Origin of the sequence: Leptolyngbya sp. ST-U4 (assembly GCF_039962215.1) — a bacterium.
Taxonomy (GTDB): domain Bacteria; phylum Cyanobacteriota; class Cyanobacteriia; order Elainellales; family Elainellaceae; genus Leptolyngbya_A.
This window is the reverse complement of record NZ_JAMPKZ010000007.1, coordinates 15,945-33,088: the sequence shown is the minus strand read 5'-3', so window position 1 is coordinate 33,088 and position 17,144 is coordinate 15,945. Positions and strand designations below refer to the sequence as shown.

The 17,144-nt window shown below is 51.9% G+C and carries 15 protein-coding genes; 8 read left to right on the top strand and 7 right to left on the bottom strand.

All coding sequences use genetic code 11. From position 1 onward, the window contains the following. Positions 1–103: 103 nt before the first annotated feature. From NDA02_RS12905 to NDA02_RS12895, 3 genes are all read left to right on the top strand, one after another. Positions 104–2,569, top strand: a complete 2,466-nt coding sequence (locus tag NDA02_RS12905; RefSeq protein ID WP_190794469.1) for a hypothetical protein — start codon at positions 104–106, stop codon at positions 2,567–2,569. A 164-nt stretch (positions 2,570–2,733) separates the two neighbouring features. Next, positions 2,734–2,850: a photosystem I reaction center subunit VIII gene (gene psaI, locus NDA02_RS12900; protein ID WP_088891588.1), complete on the top strand. Its 117-nt coding sequence runs from the start codon at positions 2,734–2,736 to the stop codon at positions 2,848–2,850. Positions 2,851–2,914: 64 nt separating this feature from the next. Then, on the top strand, positions 2,915–3,421 hold the full coding sequence (locus NDA02_RS12895; RefSeq protein ID WP_242067582.1) for a photosystem I reaction center subunit XI: 507 nt from the start codon (positions 2,915–2,917) through the stop codon (positions 3,419–3,421). Positions 3,422–3,502: 81 nt separating this feature from the next. Here the strand turns inward: NDA02_RS12895 and NDA02_RS12890 are convergent, their stop codons facing one another. The 3 genes from NDA02_RS12890 to psaK form a co-directional block, all read right to left on the bottom strand. Further along, positions 3,503–4,069, bottom strand: coding sequence for a GNAT family protein (locus tag NDA02_RS12890; RefSeq protein ID WP_190794470.1), 567 nt, complete (start codon positions 4,067–4,069; stop codon positions 3,503–3,505). Continuing rightward, positions 4,069–5,274 carry a site-2 protease family protein gene (locus tag NDA02_RS12885; protein ID WP_190794471.1) on the bottom strand — a complete coding sequence of 402 codons (1,206 nt, stop codon included), beginning with the start codon at positions 5,272–5,274 and terminating at the stop codon, positions 4,069–4,071. The genes NDA02_RS12890 and NDA02_RS12885 overlap by 1 nt, the downstream gene beginning before the upstream one ends. 129 nt (positions 5,275–5,403) lie before the next feature. Next, complete coding sequence (gene psaK / locus NDA02_RS12880; RefSeq protein ID WP_190794475.1) at positions 5,404–5,661, bottom strand: photosystem I reaction center subunit PsaK; 258 nt, start codon at positions 5,659–5,661, stop codon at positions 5,404–5,406. 301 nt (positions 5,662–5,962) lie between these two features. Here psaK and NDA02_RS12875 point away from each other — a divergent pair, with 301 nt between their 5' ends. Continuing rightward, the gene (locus tag NDA02_RS12875; RefSeq protein ID WP_190794472.1) at positions 5,963–6,193 is read left to right on the top strand and encodes a hypothetical protein; all 231 of its coding nucleotides are present in this window, start codon (positions 5,963–5,965) and stop codon (positions 6,191–6,193) included. Between the two features lie 99 nt (positions 6,194–6,292). Here the strand turns inward: NDA02_RS12875 and NDA02_RS12870 are convergent, their stop codons facing one another. Together NDA02_RS12870 and NDA02_RS12865 are read right to left on the bottom strand one after the other, a co-directional pair. After that, on the bottom strand, positions 6,293–8,920 hold the full coding sequence (locus NDA02_RS12870; protein WP_190794473.1) for a sigma 54-interacting transcriptional regulator: 2,628 nt from the start codon (positions 8,918–8,920) through the stop codon (positions 6,293–6,295). A gap of 624 nt (positions 8,921–9,544) precedes the next feature. Then, entirely contained in the window at positions 9,545–9,739 is a 195-nt protein-coding gene (locus NDA02_RS12865) for a hypothetical protein (RefSeq protein WP_348255071.1), read from the bottom strand. A gap of 268 nt (positions 9,740–10,007) precedes the next feature. On the opposite strand from NDA02_RS12865, the gene NDA02_RS12860 reads away from it, so the two are divergent. Next, positions 10,008–11,357, top strand: a complete 1,350-nt coding sequence (locus tag NDA02_RS12860) for a bluetail domain-containing putative surface protein (protein WP_348255069.1) — start codon at positions 10,008–10,010, stop codon at positions 11,355–11,357. 286 nt (positions 11,358–11,643) lie between these two features. Here the strand turns inward: NDA02_RS12860 and NDA02_RS12855 are convergent, their stop codons facing one another. Both NDA02_RS12855 and ctpA read right to left on the bottom strand, forming a co-directional pair. Then, the gene (locus NDA02_RS12855; RefSeq protein ID WP_190791281.1) at positions 11,644–12,918 is read right to left on the bottom strand and encodes an HD domain-containing protein; all 1,275 of its coding nucleotides are present in this window, start codon (positions 12,916–12,918) and stop codon (positions 11,644–11,646) included. Beyond that, positions 12,893–14,152 carry a carboxyl-terminal processing protease CtpA gene (ctpA, locus tag NDA02_RS12850; RefSeq protein ID WP_190791282.1) on the bottom strand — a complete coding sequence of 420 codons (1,260 nt, stop codon included), beginning with the start codon at positions 14,150–14,152 and terminating at the stop codon, positions 12,893–12,895. Before ctpA ends, NDA02_RS12855 begins: the two co-directional genes overlap by 26 nt. 299 nt (positions 14,153–14,451) lie before the next feature. Here ctpA and petB point away from each other — a divergent pair, with 299 nt between their 5' ends. The 3 genes from petB to NDA02_RS12835 all read left to right on the top strand — a co-directional run bounded on the left by petB (position 14,452) and on the right by NDA02_RS12835 (position 17,112). Beyond that, entirely contained in the window at positions 14,452–15,120 is a 669-nt protein-coding gene (gene petB / locus NDA02_RS12845; RefSeq protein WP_190789949.1) for a cytochrome b6, read from the top strand. Positions 15,121–15,250: 130 nt separating this feature from the next. Continuing rightward, positions 15,251–15,733 carry a cytochrome b6-f complex subunit IV gene (gene petD / locus NDA02_RS12840; RefSeq protein WP_190789948.1) on the top strand — a complete coding sequence of 161 codons (483 nt, stop codon included), beginning with the start codon at positions 15,251–15,253 and terminating at the stop codon, positions 15,731–15,733. A 197-nt stretch (positions 15,734–15,930) separates the two neighbouring features. Next, the gene (locus NDA02_RS12835) at positions 15,931–17,112 is read left to right on the top strand and encodes a glycosyltransferase family 4 protein (RefSeq protein ID WP_190789947.1); all 1,182 of its coding nucleotides are present in this window, start codon (positions 15,931–15,933) and stop codon (positions 17,110–17,112) included. Positions 17,113–17,144 lie beyond the last annotated feature (32 nt).

Here is a 17,144-nt window from a genome sequence, read left to right as displayed (position 1 = left end):
TCCAATTCCCTTGTGGATCGTGTAATCTTTTCTTCCGTAGGCTCGGCTGAATCTGAAAGTTAGTTCGGACATCTCGAACATAAGGGACATAAGAGGATTGGACATGGCGTTCTGGGAATTTTTGCTGCAAAAGGATGGCGATCGCTCTTGGCTGCCACTGGAATCTCCTACGGTGGAAATTTTGGAGGGGCGATATCGCGTGGTCGGTCGCTCTAGCCGCATCAATACCCCGATCGAAATTCGGATTGCTCATGATGTCCTCACCGATGCTGTAACAGTCCGCCGTACCCAGAAGCGATCAGGCTGCACGAATCAGGATGGCCTGGTGGTGATTATGCCCTTTACCCAGCTTCAGCCGGGGGACTGGGAACTCTACTGCACAGGCGACCTGATGGCAGACATGATGGGCGAAGGCTGGCAGTATGGCGTGAAGCTGCAAGTCTTGCCGATCGTTGAGGAAGCGGAAGCTTGGGAACTTGACTCACAACCCGCTGCTCATCTCCCGACCCTTTCCGTTGGGTTTTCGAATGCGGCTGCCTTGTCATCACCCCCCCTTGCTATCCCATTTATCGCTGTCCCAGAAACGCCGGTCGAAACGCCAGTCGAAACGCCAATTCTCCAGCCTGCTGCATCGCTGGTTTTGGAGGATACGGAGCAGCCTGTTCTGGCTGAATCCCAGCTTAATTCTGCTGAGGGCGAAGGCTCCGAAATTCCTTCACCGGAAGTCATCCTGTCCGAAGCCCTGCCACTGCTCAGCCTGCATCTGGAACAGGAAATGTATGTCGTGCGGCGCAGCGAAGCTCTAATCCTGCGCGGCGAGATTGGTTCAGCTACCGTAGAGTCGCCAGAATTGCCGCTTCAGATACGGGTGCGGCTCTATGCGCCCCAAAATTCTCAGGTGCTGTTTGACCTGGTTTATCCGCTCAGTCCGGCTGCGCTGCCGATCCCGTTTACCTGCACGGTGCCGCTTCCCCATCACTACGAAACCTACCTGGTGCTGGGAGAAGCGATCGTCGAGCTAACTTCTGCAAGCGGCACAGAGAAAATCACCAGCCAGTCCTTCAAAGTTACAACCGACCTGCATGAGCTGCTGGAATCGTTTGCTTCGCAGTTCTCCGAAGGAGGCAACGGCAATAGCGTTACCGATTTGCCCGACGTACTACCGCCCCTGGAAGCCATTTCGCTGCCCTCAGAGCTGCCTGGTTTTGCTCAACCTACCGTGCCGCCAACAGTTCAGTTTCAGCCTGCCCAATCGATATTGCCGCCTCAACTGAGATCGATGTCTCCTGAACAGAAGGAAGCGACTAAAGAGCGACGGGCGATCGAGTTGCCAACCTTTGCTCAGGAACCTGCTGCTCAGGAAGCCATTCCTCAAGAAACCATTCCTCAAGAACCTGCCCCTCAGGAACCGCTGCAAGAATCCCAGTCAGTTCCAGCCAGCACCACAGAATCAGGGAAGTCCGCAAACACGCCTGCTCCGGTCATCGATAACCTTTCTATTACCGAGCTATTTCTAACTGAGGTATCAGGAACGGCAAATCATTCTCCTGAAATTAGCGTTGCCGAGAGAGGCATTGAGCCTACTCAAAGGGATTTCGTCAGCAAAGCATCGCCAGATTCAACAACTGAAACCGCTCTGCCCCAAAATGCCCCTTCTGCCCGGTTGCCGCAGAATGGAACGGGCACCACATCGCCTCAGTCCAGTAAACCCATCATTGACGACACTGATCCAGCACTCGATTGGCAGCACGTTGACCTCCAGAAACCTCGCAAGTCTGCTTCAGAAGCTCCCCTCGCTCCCGAAGACATCGCCTTTCGATCGCTCAACTTGCAGCAGCGTTTTTTGTCGCGCTTACAGTCCCTTGCCAGCGACAGTCAACTTTCTGCCGCTCTCCAGACCGATCAGACAATTCCTGCTCAGCCCAATGAACCCAACGCCATTGAATCGCCAATCACCTCTGTGTTTGATCCCAAACCGTTGTCCCAGGAAAATCGCACTCAGCCGATCGGTGAAGACGCACACCTGGCGCACGATGAGTTTGTCATTGATGAAGGCTGGGAAGAAATGGAAACGATGCAGCAGTTAGCGCGAGGCGCAACTCCAAAGGAACCGCCCCTGGGGGGAACCGCAAAGCATTCGACCCCCTCAAAGTTCTGGCAAACTGCGTCCCAATCTCCCCCAACGTCCGGATTAACCCTCTCACCCGACGAGCCTTTGCCCGTTCCCGTGCTGCGTCTCCCCAGTGAAAACCTGATGAGCGGCAGTTCAACGCTGGTGCTGGTCAAGTTGCCCGACTGCCCGGCAAAGCTAGCGGTCAAGTTGTGGCTGATCGATCGCCAGAGCCGCCTCCTGCTAGACGGACCCCATTGGCTCACCGATTTTACCCCTGACGGCTTTGGACAATGGATGAACCGCATCGAGCTATTTCTGCCCCAGGGCTACCTAGAAGTACAGGTCGAAGCTATTAGCGTCGAAATCATGACCCAGCGCGAAAGCGAAAAAACAGTCGAAGCCCGATCGATCGAACCGCCCCTCTCCCAGTTCACCTACGACTCGATCGACGTTTAACCCCCCTCTTCATCTCCCTATGCCCTCACCCCTCCTCGTCTACCCATTCTCTCTAGATCACAAATTCCCGGTTGTTAAAATTTCTTAGCAGTCCGGCTTTTGCACTCAATTCACAGTACATTTGGCACAGGAATTCGTTGTGTAAACGAGGAGAGATCTTAAGCATGGCAGCTTCTTTCTTGCCTTCTATTCTGGTTCCGATCGTCGGTTGGGTGTTTCCGGCTGTGGCGATGGCATTTCTATTTATCTACATCGAGCGCGAAGATCCAAGCGGGATTTAATTTCCAATTGTGTTCTCAATTCCATTCATTCCATAGATAAAGCAGTTTCTGGAGACAAATCAACATGACAAGCGTTCCTTCAAAAGCCAATATGGAGGTCGTTAAGCCTGCGGATGATCCTCAGATTGGCAACCTGGCAACGCCGATCAATTCATCTGCGTTCACGAAGGCTTTGATTAACAATCTGCCTGCTTACCGGGCAGGTTTGTCGCCTCAGCGTCGTGGACTGGAAATCGGCATGGCACACGGCTACCTGCTGTTTGGACCGTTTGCGTTCACCAGCCAATTTCGTAATACTGGCGTTTCCGATATCGTCGGTTTGATCGAAGCCGTGGTTCTGGTTGTCATTCTGACCGTTTGCCTTTCCCTCTATGCAGGCGTAAATCCGCTAAAGCCAATTAGCACCGTTACCACACCAAAAACGCCCAGCAATCTGCAAGATTCAGAAGGCTGGAGCGAGTTTGCAGGAAGCTTCCTAGTGGGCGGGATCGGCGGCGCGGCGTTTGCCTACATTGTGTATGAGATCTTCAAGTCGGGCGTTCTGGAAACCTTCGGCAATCTGGTGCAATAAAGCTGTGCTTTAGATTGAGAAGGATTTTTACAGCAAGGGGTTTCTGCCCCTTGTTTTTGTTTTATGCCACGACAAAAATCCCTACCATTCCTCGCGCAGAATCGACATTAGCACGACGTCCTCAAACACGCCCCACTTGCGAACGCGCTGCCGCAAAACACCTTCCTGCACAAATCCCTTATTTCGCAGCATTCGCCCACAAGCTGAATTTCGTGCCATGTGATAGGCATAGAGCCGATTCAACCCCAGCTCGAGAAAGCCATACTGCAAAATTGGCGGCAGCACTTCGCTCATATAGCCCTGATTCCAGGCACTTGCGACCAGCCAAAAACTCAGCTCCGCCTGAAGATGCTCTTGATCGATCTCACGAATCTCGATCGCCCCGATGAACTGCTGCTGTGCCGCCTGCTCAATTGCAAACACGACGGCTTCCCCAGCCTCAAACGCCGATTGCTGCCGACTGATATAGGCTGCGGCTGCTCCTGGTGGATAGGGATGCGGAATCGAAATCATCGTGTCACCAATGGCCCGATCGCTCAACGCTTGCTGAATTGTGGCGGCATCGTTTTCTAAAAGCGGACGCAGAATCAGTCGATCGGTGGTCAGCACGGGCTGAGGTTGAAGAGAGACAGAGAGATGTTCGCCCATTATCGATCGCCACCTGCTGATTTTGCGATTTCTTGAAGCTGTAATCCGGGTGGAAATGCCCCTTCTTCTTTGATGCGATTAATCACGTCTTCGGGAAGGGCAATTTTGAGTTTTTCTGCCAGTGCCCGGACAATATCACCACGATCGATCACGCCTGCCACCGCACCTGCCGGAGAGAGTACCGTAATTCGGCGCAGGGTTTCAGTTTCCAGGCGATCGATTACTTGGATTAAAGAAGTATTTTCAGCAACAGCAGGAATCTCACTGAGCGGATCAACCAATTCCTGCACAGCTGCACTGTCCCATGAACTGCGCTCGATCGTCTGCATTCGCTCTGGAGCTACCAGCCCGCGATAGCGTCCATCAGCGGCAGCGTAGTAAACAGTGAGTTTCATTTCGTTCAGCAGGTATTTGTCTGCAAACTCGCGCAGGGTCATCTCGGCTTCAACAACCCGAAATTCGCGTGTCATTGCCTGGGCTGCTGTGAGCTGAGCTAATGCTTCCTGCAAATCCGTCACCCGACTGTAGGTACTCGCGTTCTGCACCCCAAACCAACCAAGTAGTGCCAGCCACAGATAGCTCAGTTGCATGGTTGAGAAGAAGGAAAAGATGCCCACAATCACTGCTGTCCAGGCAAGGGTCTGCCCTGCACGAGCTGCCCAGCGAACGCCCTGTGCCCGGCTTCCGGTTGCCTTCCAGACGGCTGCTTTTAACACCTGTCCGCCATCCAGGGGCAAGCCTGGAATCATGTTAAACAGGGCTAATACAAAGTTGATTCCTGCCAAGTTGCCGATCACGGCTTCGGCAGGTTCGGGCAGGGGCAGTGCCAGGCGTAGCAGCGACAGCACAAGAAAAATGCTGAAACTCACGGCTGGACCCGCGATCGCCACCTGAAATGCCTGCCCTGGCGTTTTCGATTCCTGCTCGATCGAGGCAATGCCGCCAAACAGAAACAGCCGGATTGAGGTGACGTTGATGCCCTGCGATCGGGCAATTAAGCTATGCCCCAGCTCGTGCAGCAGCACAGAGCCAAACAGCAGCAACGCCATCGCAAATCCGGCAAACCAGGGCAGCAATCCTCCCCAACCTTCGCGCTGCCAAATCGTGCCGTACTGAAAAGAAATCAAAGCCAGAATCCAAAACCACGATTGATCAAGCAGCAAAGGAATGCCAAAAATCCGACCAACCTGCCAACCTGACCTCATGGCTGCCATCCTGCATTATGTCTACGATTCAATTTTACAAATATTTATCGTTAGACGGGGCGCAGCAACAGGCAAAACCCTGGCGTGAAAACCGTGCTCCAAACTCTGTTATAAAACGCCAGCGTTCGACTATAAAACACCAGCGTTCGACAAACCCAGGATCATCCCTGCCCCCAAAATATGACCAAAACTCGCGGTGGCAAGCAGCTCGGGCAACCCAAACCCAGTAAACATGGCAGGCATTTCACCGGGCAGCTTGGGTCCAACGCCGCGATATTGAATCGCGTAATAGCCGATCGCAATTGCAAACAAATTGCAGCCAATCATCACGATCGCCACGCTCGGCGACCACTGCACAGCGCGAGGTGCAACCTCGGCAAGAAGCATCTGATAAACCACAGTCTTTTCTCCTAGCTTTGGATAAGCGTTTGTCGAATCAGCGTTGAAACAATGTTGAATCAAGACAGACTATAAAGAGTGTCTGACAACGAACTAGCTTTTGTTTGAAGAGTTAACAATTTGATAATTTGCTTTTACAATTCTCTGTCTAAATTTCGCCGCAAAGGATCCTTTCGGGTGAAGTCAGAAGTTTTGCGATCGATATGATGGTTTGTATCGTGTTTTACTGACGTGCTTCATAACGATTTGCTTCAGCACGAACCCCCATCGATGCTAGAGAGTTTCAACAATGGTAAATACTTCAACGAATGCTTCAACAGGTAGATGGACAACCCCTTCCATTTCGCCTCAGCAGATTATTCAACAAATTCTTTATTCTGGTCGAATTACCACCACTGAGCGCCAGTGGCTTCTGCAAGCCGGAATTTCTGAACTGCGATTTTCTGAGACGGAACTGGCGCAGCTTCGGCTGATTCACGATCGGCTGCGGATGGGATTGATTAAAGTGATTGACATCTAAATCAGCAGCAGATCTACCACCAGTAGCAAAAAAGATTGAGCTGTGATCGGTCATCAGGCATTTGTAAGTCATTCAGCATAGATGACCAACGATCAGTGGCTAAAGGATAATCTGCCACAGCAGCACGGTCAAACCGCCGATCGCGAAATGCTGCAACAACAAATTGGCGATCGGCTGGCGGGCAATTTTTTGCGTCAGCACAACGCTCAGCAGCGCAGCAGCGAATAGCGTTACGCCCTGAAGAAAGGCAATCACTGCCGAATCTGCCACCACTATGGGCAAAGGCACGGTGATTCGATCGCCTAAACCAAACGTGGCAACCGTAACGGGCAGAATTCGTCCGGCTTCGGTCAAGCCTAGGCGGAGATAGTGCGCCAAACTGCTGCCCAGTACGAGCGGCAAATAGCCATACGCCAATTCCAGAAAAGGTCGAGGTTTGAGCGATCGATCCCCCCAGCGCATGAGGCGATCGGCACACAAAACCACGATCGCTGGAAATAGCAGTGCTGCGACAGAAACAATGGTGTGAATGCCGAAGTTGCTGAGATTGAGGGGAAGATGAAAGCGATCGGCGATTTCAGGTAAACGATGCAAAAATACTGCACCAAACAAAAGCAGCAGCAGCGCAACTTCTGAGTAGCTCGGCTGATGGGTTGTCCATAGTTCGATGCCCGGCGGACGTAGATTTAGCTCGACCGATCGGTGGGGGCAGGCTTTGAGACAGGTCATACACAGCACGCAGTCTCTGTTGTCTTCAAGCTGCGCCGGATGCGAATAAACTGGACAGCCCCCTGTTTCCAGCCCTTCTCCCTCCGCAGGACCGCCTTTATAGCAGTGATACGTGTTACAGGTCGCTGCACAAATTCCTTGCTGCGCCCGCAGCTCAATTATTGCCAGTTTGCCAAATAGACCGTTCATGCCGCCGATCGGACAAAGGTAGCGACACCAGAAACGACGCTCAAACAGCAGCGAAAAAATCACCGCTCCGGCAGTAATGAGCAGCAGCAGACAGCTTGAGAGATAGGCAGTATTTTCTAAGTTCCACAGTTCCTCCCACAGCAGAATCAGGGCAAACAGCCCAAATAAAAACCAGCCGCCCCATCGCTCCGCAGGCTGTCTTGCCCAAGGCAGCAGTTTACGCGGAAACAGCTTCAGAGAAACCTTTTGCGCCAGTTCACCGTAAATCATAAACGGACAAACCGCACACCAAACCCGTCCCACAAATGGAAACAGAATCAGCATCAGGGGCCACCACCACGCCCAAAACAGATTCAGCACAAAATTTTGGTCGCGGCTTTGCGGACCCAGCCAGCCGATCGCCACAGCTGCCGCAAATGCCCAGAGTGTGAATCCGTAGTTAATGCGATCGGGCCACCACTCGCTTCTCAAAAACTGCCGCAGGCGCGGATAGGTGTTGAGCAAATTTAGCCGAAACCGTTTGCTCTTGCTGCTCACTGCCCAGAATACTTCTTCGGTTAAAACGAGCGCACCGTTCGACTGCACGATCGCCCTGGTCACTAAATTTTCTAGTTCAGTCAGGTTTCCGGGAAAGTCATATCCTTGCAGACGACGCAGAGCTTCGGGCGCGACCTCAGGTTGAGACAGTCCCCGTGCTCGACAGGAGAGGCTGATGTAGTATTTCACCTGCGCTTCGATATCGGCTTTACGAACCCGCAGTGGGGGCACTTTGATCGAATGCTTGATGCATCTTTGGCGATCGCTCCGCGCTGCGGCACTCCGCGTAGCGGCAAGCCGATCGAGTTCAGGCATTGCTTTCTCAGAGGTCATGATGATTCGCGCCTCTGATTTTTGCAGCGCAGGTTCCGGTTCCCCCTCACGAGGCATTGGCGTATATTCCCCGGAGGCAAGCAGGCGAATTAGCTTGGGCTTTAAGTGCGCGGGAAAATCCTGAATATTGTTCAGCATCAAAGTTCCCCGCCCCAGCCATGCCAGCAGTCCGGGTTTACCGCCTGCTCGCCCAAATAGATCTGTGCCGCTGACCTGAAGCGCATCGCAGTTTATTTTGATCAGCGGCTGCTTGCGATCGGCAGAGCCAAAGTGAATCAGCGCAGCAATATTATCTTTGCCCAGTCCGGGTTCGCCAAAAATCAGCGCGGGAGCACGATCAATCGTTGCCTTCTTAATATCCTGCCGCAGCCGCATAGCATACCGACTGGAGCCAATAATGCCCCGCCTCACTCTAGGAACAAGATAGGGACGCAGGGCAGTCTGTCGCTCTTGCTCAAACGCAAGCTGGGAAGTGACCTGAGCCAGTTCGGCGGCAAGCTGGCGCGTAAAAGTTAACTGAATCTCTGGATAGTCCTGCACGAGCTGCAAAAAATCCGATCGCGGGATTTGCCAAAGCTCACAGTCGTCGAGCGTGACAATGGTTTGCGTTACAGGCTGGTCGAGCAATAGCTCTTTCAGATGCAGAATCGACCCCGGCAGCAAACTGCTTGCCCGCGCCACACTATTAGAACTGGTGTGATAAGCCTCCAAATGTCCCGACTTAAGCAGATACAGCGCGGCGGGTGGCGTGTCCTCCAGCACCAGTCTCCGATTTGCCTGCACAAATTCCACCCGAAGCTGTGAGGCGATCGTGGTCAGGACTGCATCTGACAAAGCAGTCAGCGGAGTCTCCTGCCGCAACCACTGCACCCGCTGCGAAACCGTTTCGGGTGTGGGGGAGTCAGCCGCAGTTTTTAGTTCCGGGCGATCAAATTCCATATCCCTTGTCTCCCAACGATCGCTGATTAAAACCCTCTTCCCAGAATAATCAGTAAATTAAAAAATCCTGAATCTATCGCAGTTCCTCTTTCCCCGTCACCCTATTCTCGCAGGTTCAGCCAACGATGCAAAGCAGTTTCTCCTAATGTTAAACAGAATTAATTTCTGCCTCGGATCTGTTTATTCATCTTATTCATCTGCTGGTTGATTTATTTATTCATCTAAACTATTTTTGCATCTGTCAATGCCTTTATTTCACATCACATTTCCCGTCCTAACCCAGTTGCGCTTAATGTGCGCTTTTCTATTATTATTTAATAGGGTGTAACAACCCAAATTTCAAGAGTAAATTACCAAAACCACTCGAAAAGAAACATTTTTCAAAATTGAACCCAGCTTGAACTGAAACAAGAAATCATAGGTTTGATTGCCCGCTATTCATCTAATTAAAAGCGGATTGAAAGCAATTCTTTGTGTTTAACAGTCAAGCTATCATTCAAGACGATAACCCTTTATTGCTGCACAGACATGAAGTTGGTCGCAGCAAGTTCGCGCCAGAGCATCTTGCATTTAACGCTAACGGACAGGGATTAGCTCAGTGCATTTCACTACTCTTTCGCGACTCTACAAGCTAAGAACAGATGGAAAATCTCGCCCAAAAGAATTCTGCTCAAAGTAACCTATCAACCGATTGGTGACCCACAGCACTCGCCCGATCGAAGCAAGCCTTGCTCGGTCACGATCGATCGCCCACACCAGAATTACTCCTGAAGTCAGGGAAGATACGGACAGAAGTTTCGTTAGAATTACGGGCTTCACCAGGAATTCACGCAAGTAAGAATCCCGATTAATCTTCAGTAAATCCGCCTAAAGCACACCTTGCATCGAGTAAGTTAGATGACAGGCTGTATTGAGACCAGCTTTGCTTCAGCAAATGCAGGAATTCCGTCAATTTCAAGTCAGCACTGGGAGAGTTTTTAATAAATCTTTCTCCAGTTTGGCGGTGTTAATTAAACCTGCATAGGGACCACGTCCTCTGGTGCAATGTCTACCACCAATGTTGTTTTGGCGTTAAGTATTGACTCCTATGGCTACGCAACCAATTAAACTTACAGATGCCGCTTTTAATCAGGCAGGTTTTGCACCATTTCGATCGGCAACTCCCGTTAGTTCTAGTCAGGGAATTTCTGTCACGTTTGACCTCTATGCTTATGGCGGCACAGGCGGCGATGGAATTGGCTTTTTCCTGGTAGATGGCAGTCAGACCACGATTATTCCGGGCGGAAATGGTGGCTCGCTGGGCTATGCACCCCGCGAAGATGCGGGAATTCCTGGATTGGTGGGGGGCTACCTGGGAATTGGGTTTGACTCGTTTGGCAACTTCTCCAACCCAACCGAAGGACGAGTCGAAGGTCCGGGCGCAATCCCTGATTCGATCGCCATTCGGGGCAGCCAGGGAAATAATTACAGATATCTCACCGGACAACAACTGGTTGAAAGCCTCGATACTCCCTCGCCCAATCGAGAAGAAGCTCGCCGTAAGGCACAAGTTGAGCTAACCGCCGAGGGAATTCTCACGGTCAGAATTGACCTCAACCGGGATGACGATTTTAATGATGCTGGAGAAATTCCCATCAATAGCTTCAATGTCGCTGCTGTTAATGGGCGCGTTCCAGACCAGATTCGCTTTGGCTTCGCGGCTTCCACGGGCGCACAGTACAACATCCACGAGGTTGGCAACTTCCAGGTGACAACCCTGGCAGGTGTACCAATCGGTGGTGCTTTCTCTAATGACCTAACGTTCGTGGGCAGTAGCGGCGATGATGTTACTACAGGGGGCGGCGGAAACGATTCGCTGACAGGTGGCGACGGAAACGATTCGCTGACAGGCGGCGGCGGAAACGACACGATTACAGGCGGCACGGGAACTGACATAATCACGGGCGGCGACGGAGACGATACACTGACAGGCGGCACGGGAACTGACACAATCACGGGCGGCGTAGGCGGCGATCGGTTTCTGTTTACCGGAGCAACCAAGGCAGAAGCCCTCCGCTCCTCGGTGCTGCGTTCACGCGATGTTATTACTGACTTTAACCAGGCTCAAGGCGATCGGTTTGAGCTGGACTTTGACAATAATCGGCAAACGGCATCGCTGCCTAAGGGTGTGTTCAATGCTGGACGATTCAAGGGCAACCTGCAACGAGCAATCCAATCTGCTTATGCGGACAAAGATCAGCGAAAGCGCGGCAATCAGGGACTCAAGGCAGATGAGGCAGTATTCTTCCGGGTGGGCAGCCGCACGTATCTATCTGTGAATGATGGCAAAGCTCCTTTCTCAGCCCAAAATGATCTGGTCGCCGAAGTCACTGGAATTAGCTTTAGAACAGGAGACAATCGCTTGGGCAAACTGGCAGCCACGAACTATTTCATTTAATAGGTTTTTTGAAACGAACAGGGTTTTTGAAACGCATCAAAAGTGCCGTGCCCCCTCAATTCCTCCCCCATAGGGAACCTTGAGACTCTAAGGAAAGCGAAGTTTCTGCCGAAGTTGAGGAGTCAGGGGGCAGGCAACTCTTCTGGTTCTTCAAATTCCCCGATTGGGTGGTCTCATTCAAGCAGCAAACTGCGAAAGCATGTTGCCTCAATGGCAGTCTCAGGGCTGCCTTTTTTAATTCTGTTTTTTGATTCGTTTTTGATTCGCGCTTTAGCCCCATTCCCGTTCAAGCAGAAATGCTTTGCATCAGTTCGCTTACATTTAACTGACGAGGATACAGCAACCAGCTTCGCTGCCAAGGGTGAGTCAGGGTTCGCACTAGGGGCGATCGTTCACTAATTTCTTGCAGTCCGGAGTCGGTGAGTAGATTAATTCCCTTTTGGTAAAGGGTGTAGCCCCGGCTCACCGTTTTGCAGATGCCTGCGTAATAATCGGGCACAAAGCCTAAGTGTTCTAGTTTCGAGTGGGCTTCCTCGAGCAGAGCTTTTTGCGTGGATTCATCAAACTGAGAAATATCCCAGGCTTTCAACAAATCGCGATCGACAAAGCGGCGGCACAAATCAGCCAAAAGCGGATCAGGCAGGTGCTGCCACTGTTGCAGGTGATAAAAAAACACGCCATCATCAGCGGCAAGATATTGCTCAAGCGTAATTTGGTTACAGTCCTGGCTTAACCAGGCAGTCATATTCGGGTCTGCCCACAGTTCATCTTGCGACAAGAGCTGCTTTGCCCGTCGGAAGGCTCCCGATAAAATCCAAGTGGCTGCCAGATTTTTAGAATGGTTATACACCTGAGCATACATAAAATATCGCACCAGCAAATAATGCTCGATCGCCGCCATGCCCTTTTGAGCCACGACCATTTGCTGCGTCACTGGATCAAATCGCAGAGCCAACAAAATTCGATCGAGATCCAGAATGCCGTAGGACGCTCCGCTAAAATAGCTGTCGCGCATCAGGTAATCAATGCGATCGCAGTCAAGCTGACTCGTGACCAACTGCCACACTAGAGGAACGGGATGCTGTTTGCGGTGAACCTGATGAATCTGCGGCAGTAAATCGGGGTCAAAGCGATCGAGACATTCGCGAATTGGCTCCGACTCTGTAATGATCCGCTTTGTCCAGGACTCGTGATCGCTGCCAAAAATTTCCTCACAGGTATGGCTAAAGGGACCGTGCCCAATGTCATGCAGCAACGCAGCACACAACACCACAGCCCGGTAAGGCTGAAGCTGAGGATAGTCTTTCGACACGCGATCGAACACCCGACGCGCAACTTCAACAACTCCCAGGGAATGGGTAAACCGGGAAGTTTCTGCGCCGTGAAAGGTGAGGCTTGCCGGACCCAACTGGCGAATCCGCCGCAATCGCTGAAAAGCAGGTGTATCAATCAAATGGATCAGCAGCGCCTCAGATGGATCGCGTCCGTTGAGCACGATCGCCCCATGCAGCGGATCATGATAGATCCGTTCGCGATTACGCGGCTCCTGCCAAGACTGCATGATGAGTTAACAGATCAACAGCGGCTTGATACTGGCGATCGGCAGCGGTGGCAATCTGATCGCGATCGATCGGGTCGAGCGGCACAACAATATCGGGGATAATGCCCTGTTTATTAATGTCATGGTGATTTGGCGTTTCGTATTTGGCGATCGTCACTGCTAAGCCTGACCCATCGGACAAGCTAAAGAGCGACTGAATCAATCCTTTGCCAAAGGTGCGTTCTCCCACAAGCTGGGCGCGTCCGTTATCTTGCAATGCGCCTGCCAAAATCTCGCTCGCGCTGGCAGTTCCCTGATTTACCAGCACCACAAGCGGATCATCGGTCAGAGCAGATCCATCGTCGGTAAAGCTGTCCTGAATGCCGTTTCGGTTCACGGTGTAAACCACGGTTCCGCCATCTAGCCAGAGCTTGGCAATATCAATGCCAGACTGAAGCAGTCCGCCCGGATTGCTGCGAAGATCGAGAACATAGGCATTCGCGCCTTGCTGTTCCAGATTGCGAATGGCGTGAGCAAGTTCAGAACTAGCGTTCGCGTTAAACTGGCTCAGCCGAATATAGCCCACCTGGGTCTCCTCAGACTCTGCCTTAAGCGCAGCATAAACCGGATTGAGCGTGATTCGATCGCGCACCAGCAGCACATCTTTTGCCTGCGCCTCTTCCTGTCCGTCCTGAGCAATGGTAAGCGTGACGCGACTGCCGGCCGGACCCCGCATCCGTTCCGCTGCTTCATCCAGGCTCAGCTTCACCGTGGGATAGCCGTTGATTTTAATGATTCGATCGCGAGGCTTAATTCCTGCCTGCGCTGCTGGAGAACCTTCGATCGGGGCAATGACGCGCAGTTCCCCGGTCGAATTTTCCTGGGCGATCTGGAGTCCCACGCCCGTCAGCTCACCGGAGGTATTGGTTTGCAGGCTGCGGTACTGATCTGGCTTTAGCAAGCGGGTAAAGGGGTCGTCCAGCAACCCCAGCATTTTTTGAATAGCAGTATAAGTCTGCTCCCGATTCTGGAGCGGCTGCTGAAGCACTTTCTGCCGCACCTGCCACCAGTTCTGATGGTTAAAAGAATCATCGACATAGGCGCGATCGACCAGTCGCCAAACTTCGCTGACTAATCGCTGTTCTTCGGTAAAGGCATACGCTGAGGGCATTCCACCCAGCACGGTTGCCAGCATGAAGGCAAATCCGATCGTGAATCCAATAACTAATCCAGCACACGCGATCTGTTTTCTCATGGGACAGATTTTAAACTGCGGACAAGGCGATCGACTACGACAGACAAGGGAATGACAAAAACTGAGAGAAGATATGAATTTTTGTAACGCTATCTAGCTTCACGATTTTCTAACGAGTGGGATGAACCAACGTTCCCGAAACCCTCTCTAATCGGGAAAGTCCTATGTTTTACATAGAACAATTATCGTATCAGAATTGCCTCGAAACCCGGATCTGTCAATGTTTTCGCCATGCAATATGCCTTCTAGCTATGTTACATTTATTGACGGTGGATAATATTCTTCGGAACTCTGGTTTCATGTTTACAAAGCAGGTAACTGACTCTAAAGTCTATCAGTGGTTTCAGGAGCGTCTGGAGATTCAAGCCCTTGCGGACGATATCAGCAGCAAGTATGTCCCGCCCCACGTCAATATCTTCTATTGCCTGGGTGGCATTACGCTGACCTGCTTCCTGATCCAATTTGCGACTGGTTTCGCAATGACCTTTTACTACAGGCCAACCGTTGCAGAAGCATTTACCTCGGTGCAGTATTTGATGACCGATGTGAACTTTGGTTGGCTAATTCGCTCCATTCACCGCTGGTCTGCCAGCATGATGGTGCTGATGATGATCCTGCACGTCTTCCGCGTTTATCTGACGGGCGGCTTTAAGAAACCCCGTGAGCTGACCTGGGTAACAGGCGTAATTCTGGCAGTGATCACCGTGTCTTTTGGCGTGACGGGCTATTCGCTTCCCTGGGACCAGGTAGGCTATTGGGCAGTTAAGATCGTGTCGGGTATTCCTGAAGCGATTCCGGTTGTCGGTACGACCATGGTGGAGCTGCTGCGCGGTAGCTCGAGCGTGGGTCAAGCCACCCTGACTCGTTTTTATAGCCTGCATACTTTTGTGCTGCCCTGGGCGATCGCAGTGTTTATGCTGCTGCACTTCCTGATGATTCGTAAGCAGGGAATTTCCGGTCCTTTATAAATTCTGAATTTAGGTCTAATTCGGTCTGATTCAGCTCCTGACAGGTATCGACTTGGGCTAAAGCCTAGCGAAAATCCTGTTATTCTTTGACCAAAACGTTTCTGAAAGATCCTCAAGGAGAGCATTCAGCATGGCAACTCTGAAAAAGCCGGATCTTGCCGATCCCGTACTTCGTGAGAAACTGAAGAAGGGCATGGGTCACAACTATTATGGTGAACCCGCTTGGCCCAACGACTTGCTTTACGTCTTCCCCGTTGTAATTCTGGGTACGCTTGCCTGCTGCACCGCACTAGCAGTGCTTGACCCGGCAATGGTAGGCGAACCGGCAAACCCCTTCGCTACGCCGCTCGAAATTCTGCCGGAGTGGTATCTGTACCCCGCATTCCAAATTCTGCGAATTCTGCCGAACAAGCTGCTTGGAATTGCGCTGCAAACAGCAATTCCGCTCGGCCTGATGCTGGTTCCGTTTATCGAGAGCGTTAACAAGTTTCAAAACCCCTTCCGTCGCCCCGTAGCAACCACCGTATTCCTCTTCGGTACGCTGGTCACACTGTGGCTTGGGATTGGCGCAACCTTCCCGATCGACAAATCCCTGACGCTGGGTTTGTTCTAGGTTTTCCCTTACAAACTAAATCATTCAAACGCCTGTGTTCTGGTCTGAGCGGTTTTACCCCGTTTTAACAAGAGCGCAGGTGTTTTGTATTAATTCGGAAAATGGATTAGGCAAATATCAAACTGCCACAAGGCGTGAGTTTCACAGGTAATCTGTCGATACTAAAGGCGAACAAAAAGCCTAAGTCGATCGCTTCTATGCGCCTCTCCCTCAAGCCACAAGCTTCTGACACCCGAAATCGGACTGCTGCACCGTATCTATTTGTCTTTCTGGAAGTGTTCTCACAGGAGGGGGGCATTCAGTCTTACGTTCAGGACATTTTGCAGAGCTATTCTGCCCAGACAGATTTGCCGCCTGCTCAAGTGCTGCTGCTGCGCGATCGTCCTACAGACTTACCCTTATCTCTGCCTCAGCTCTCGTTTCAGAGCTTTTACGACGAGTCTTCTCCGCGCGGACGGCTACGCTTCACGTTCGCCCTGCTCAAATCCTTGATTCAGCACAAACCCCAGCGGGTATTTTGCGGACATATCAAGCTTGCGCCGCTGGTAAAGCTGCTCTGTCAACCGCTAGGCATTCCCTACACAGTGCTGACTTACGGCAAAGAAGTTTGGAAACCCCTTGCTTCCAGGGAAAGAACTGCCCTTCAGCAAGCCGATCGGCTCTGGACGATTAGCCGCTATAGCCGCGATCGAGCCTGTGCTGCAAATGGCATTGATCCAGCGAAAGTGCAAATTTTGCCCTGTGCTGTGGATGACGAGCGATTTACACCCGGTGAGGCTGCTTCCACGCTGATCGAACGCTACCAGCTTGCAAACTCCACGGTCATCATGACGGTGGCGCGGCTTTGGTCGGGGGATATTTACAAAGGGGTGGATGTAACGCTGCGGGCACTGCCCACGATCGTACAAGCGATTCCCAACGTGAAATATCTGGTGATTGGGCGGGGGGACGATCAGCCGCGACTGGCACAGTTGGCGATCGATTTGGGGGTAAGCGATCGGGTGATTTTTGCCGGGTTTGTGCCGACAGCGGATCTAGTAGAGCATTACCGTTTAGCCGATGCCTATGTGATGCCTTCTCAGGAAGGGTTTGGCATTGTGTATCTGGAAGCGATGGCTTGTGGTGTGCCTGTAGTTTCAGGGGATGCGGATGGATCGGCTGACCCGTTGCAGGATGGAAAGCTGGGCTGGCGAGTGCCTCACCGAGATTCCAATGCAGTTGCAGATGCCTGTATTGCGCTGCTCCAGGGGAGTGGTTCCGCTGGGGAAACGGGTTTACATCGTCGCTGTGATGGAATGTGGCTACGTCAGCAAACTCTGGAGCAGTTTGGTCGCCGTGCCTTCGCTCGCCAGCTTTATGCGCTCGTACAGGAAGGTTAGATTCCCCCATCGCAATTCTGCGATCGCAACCA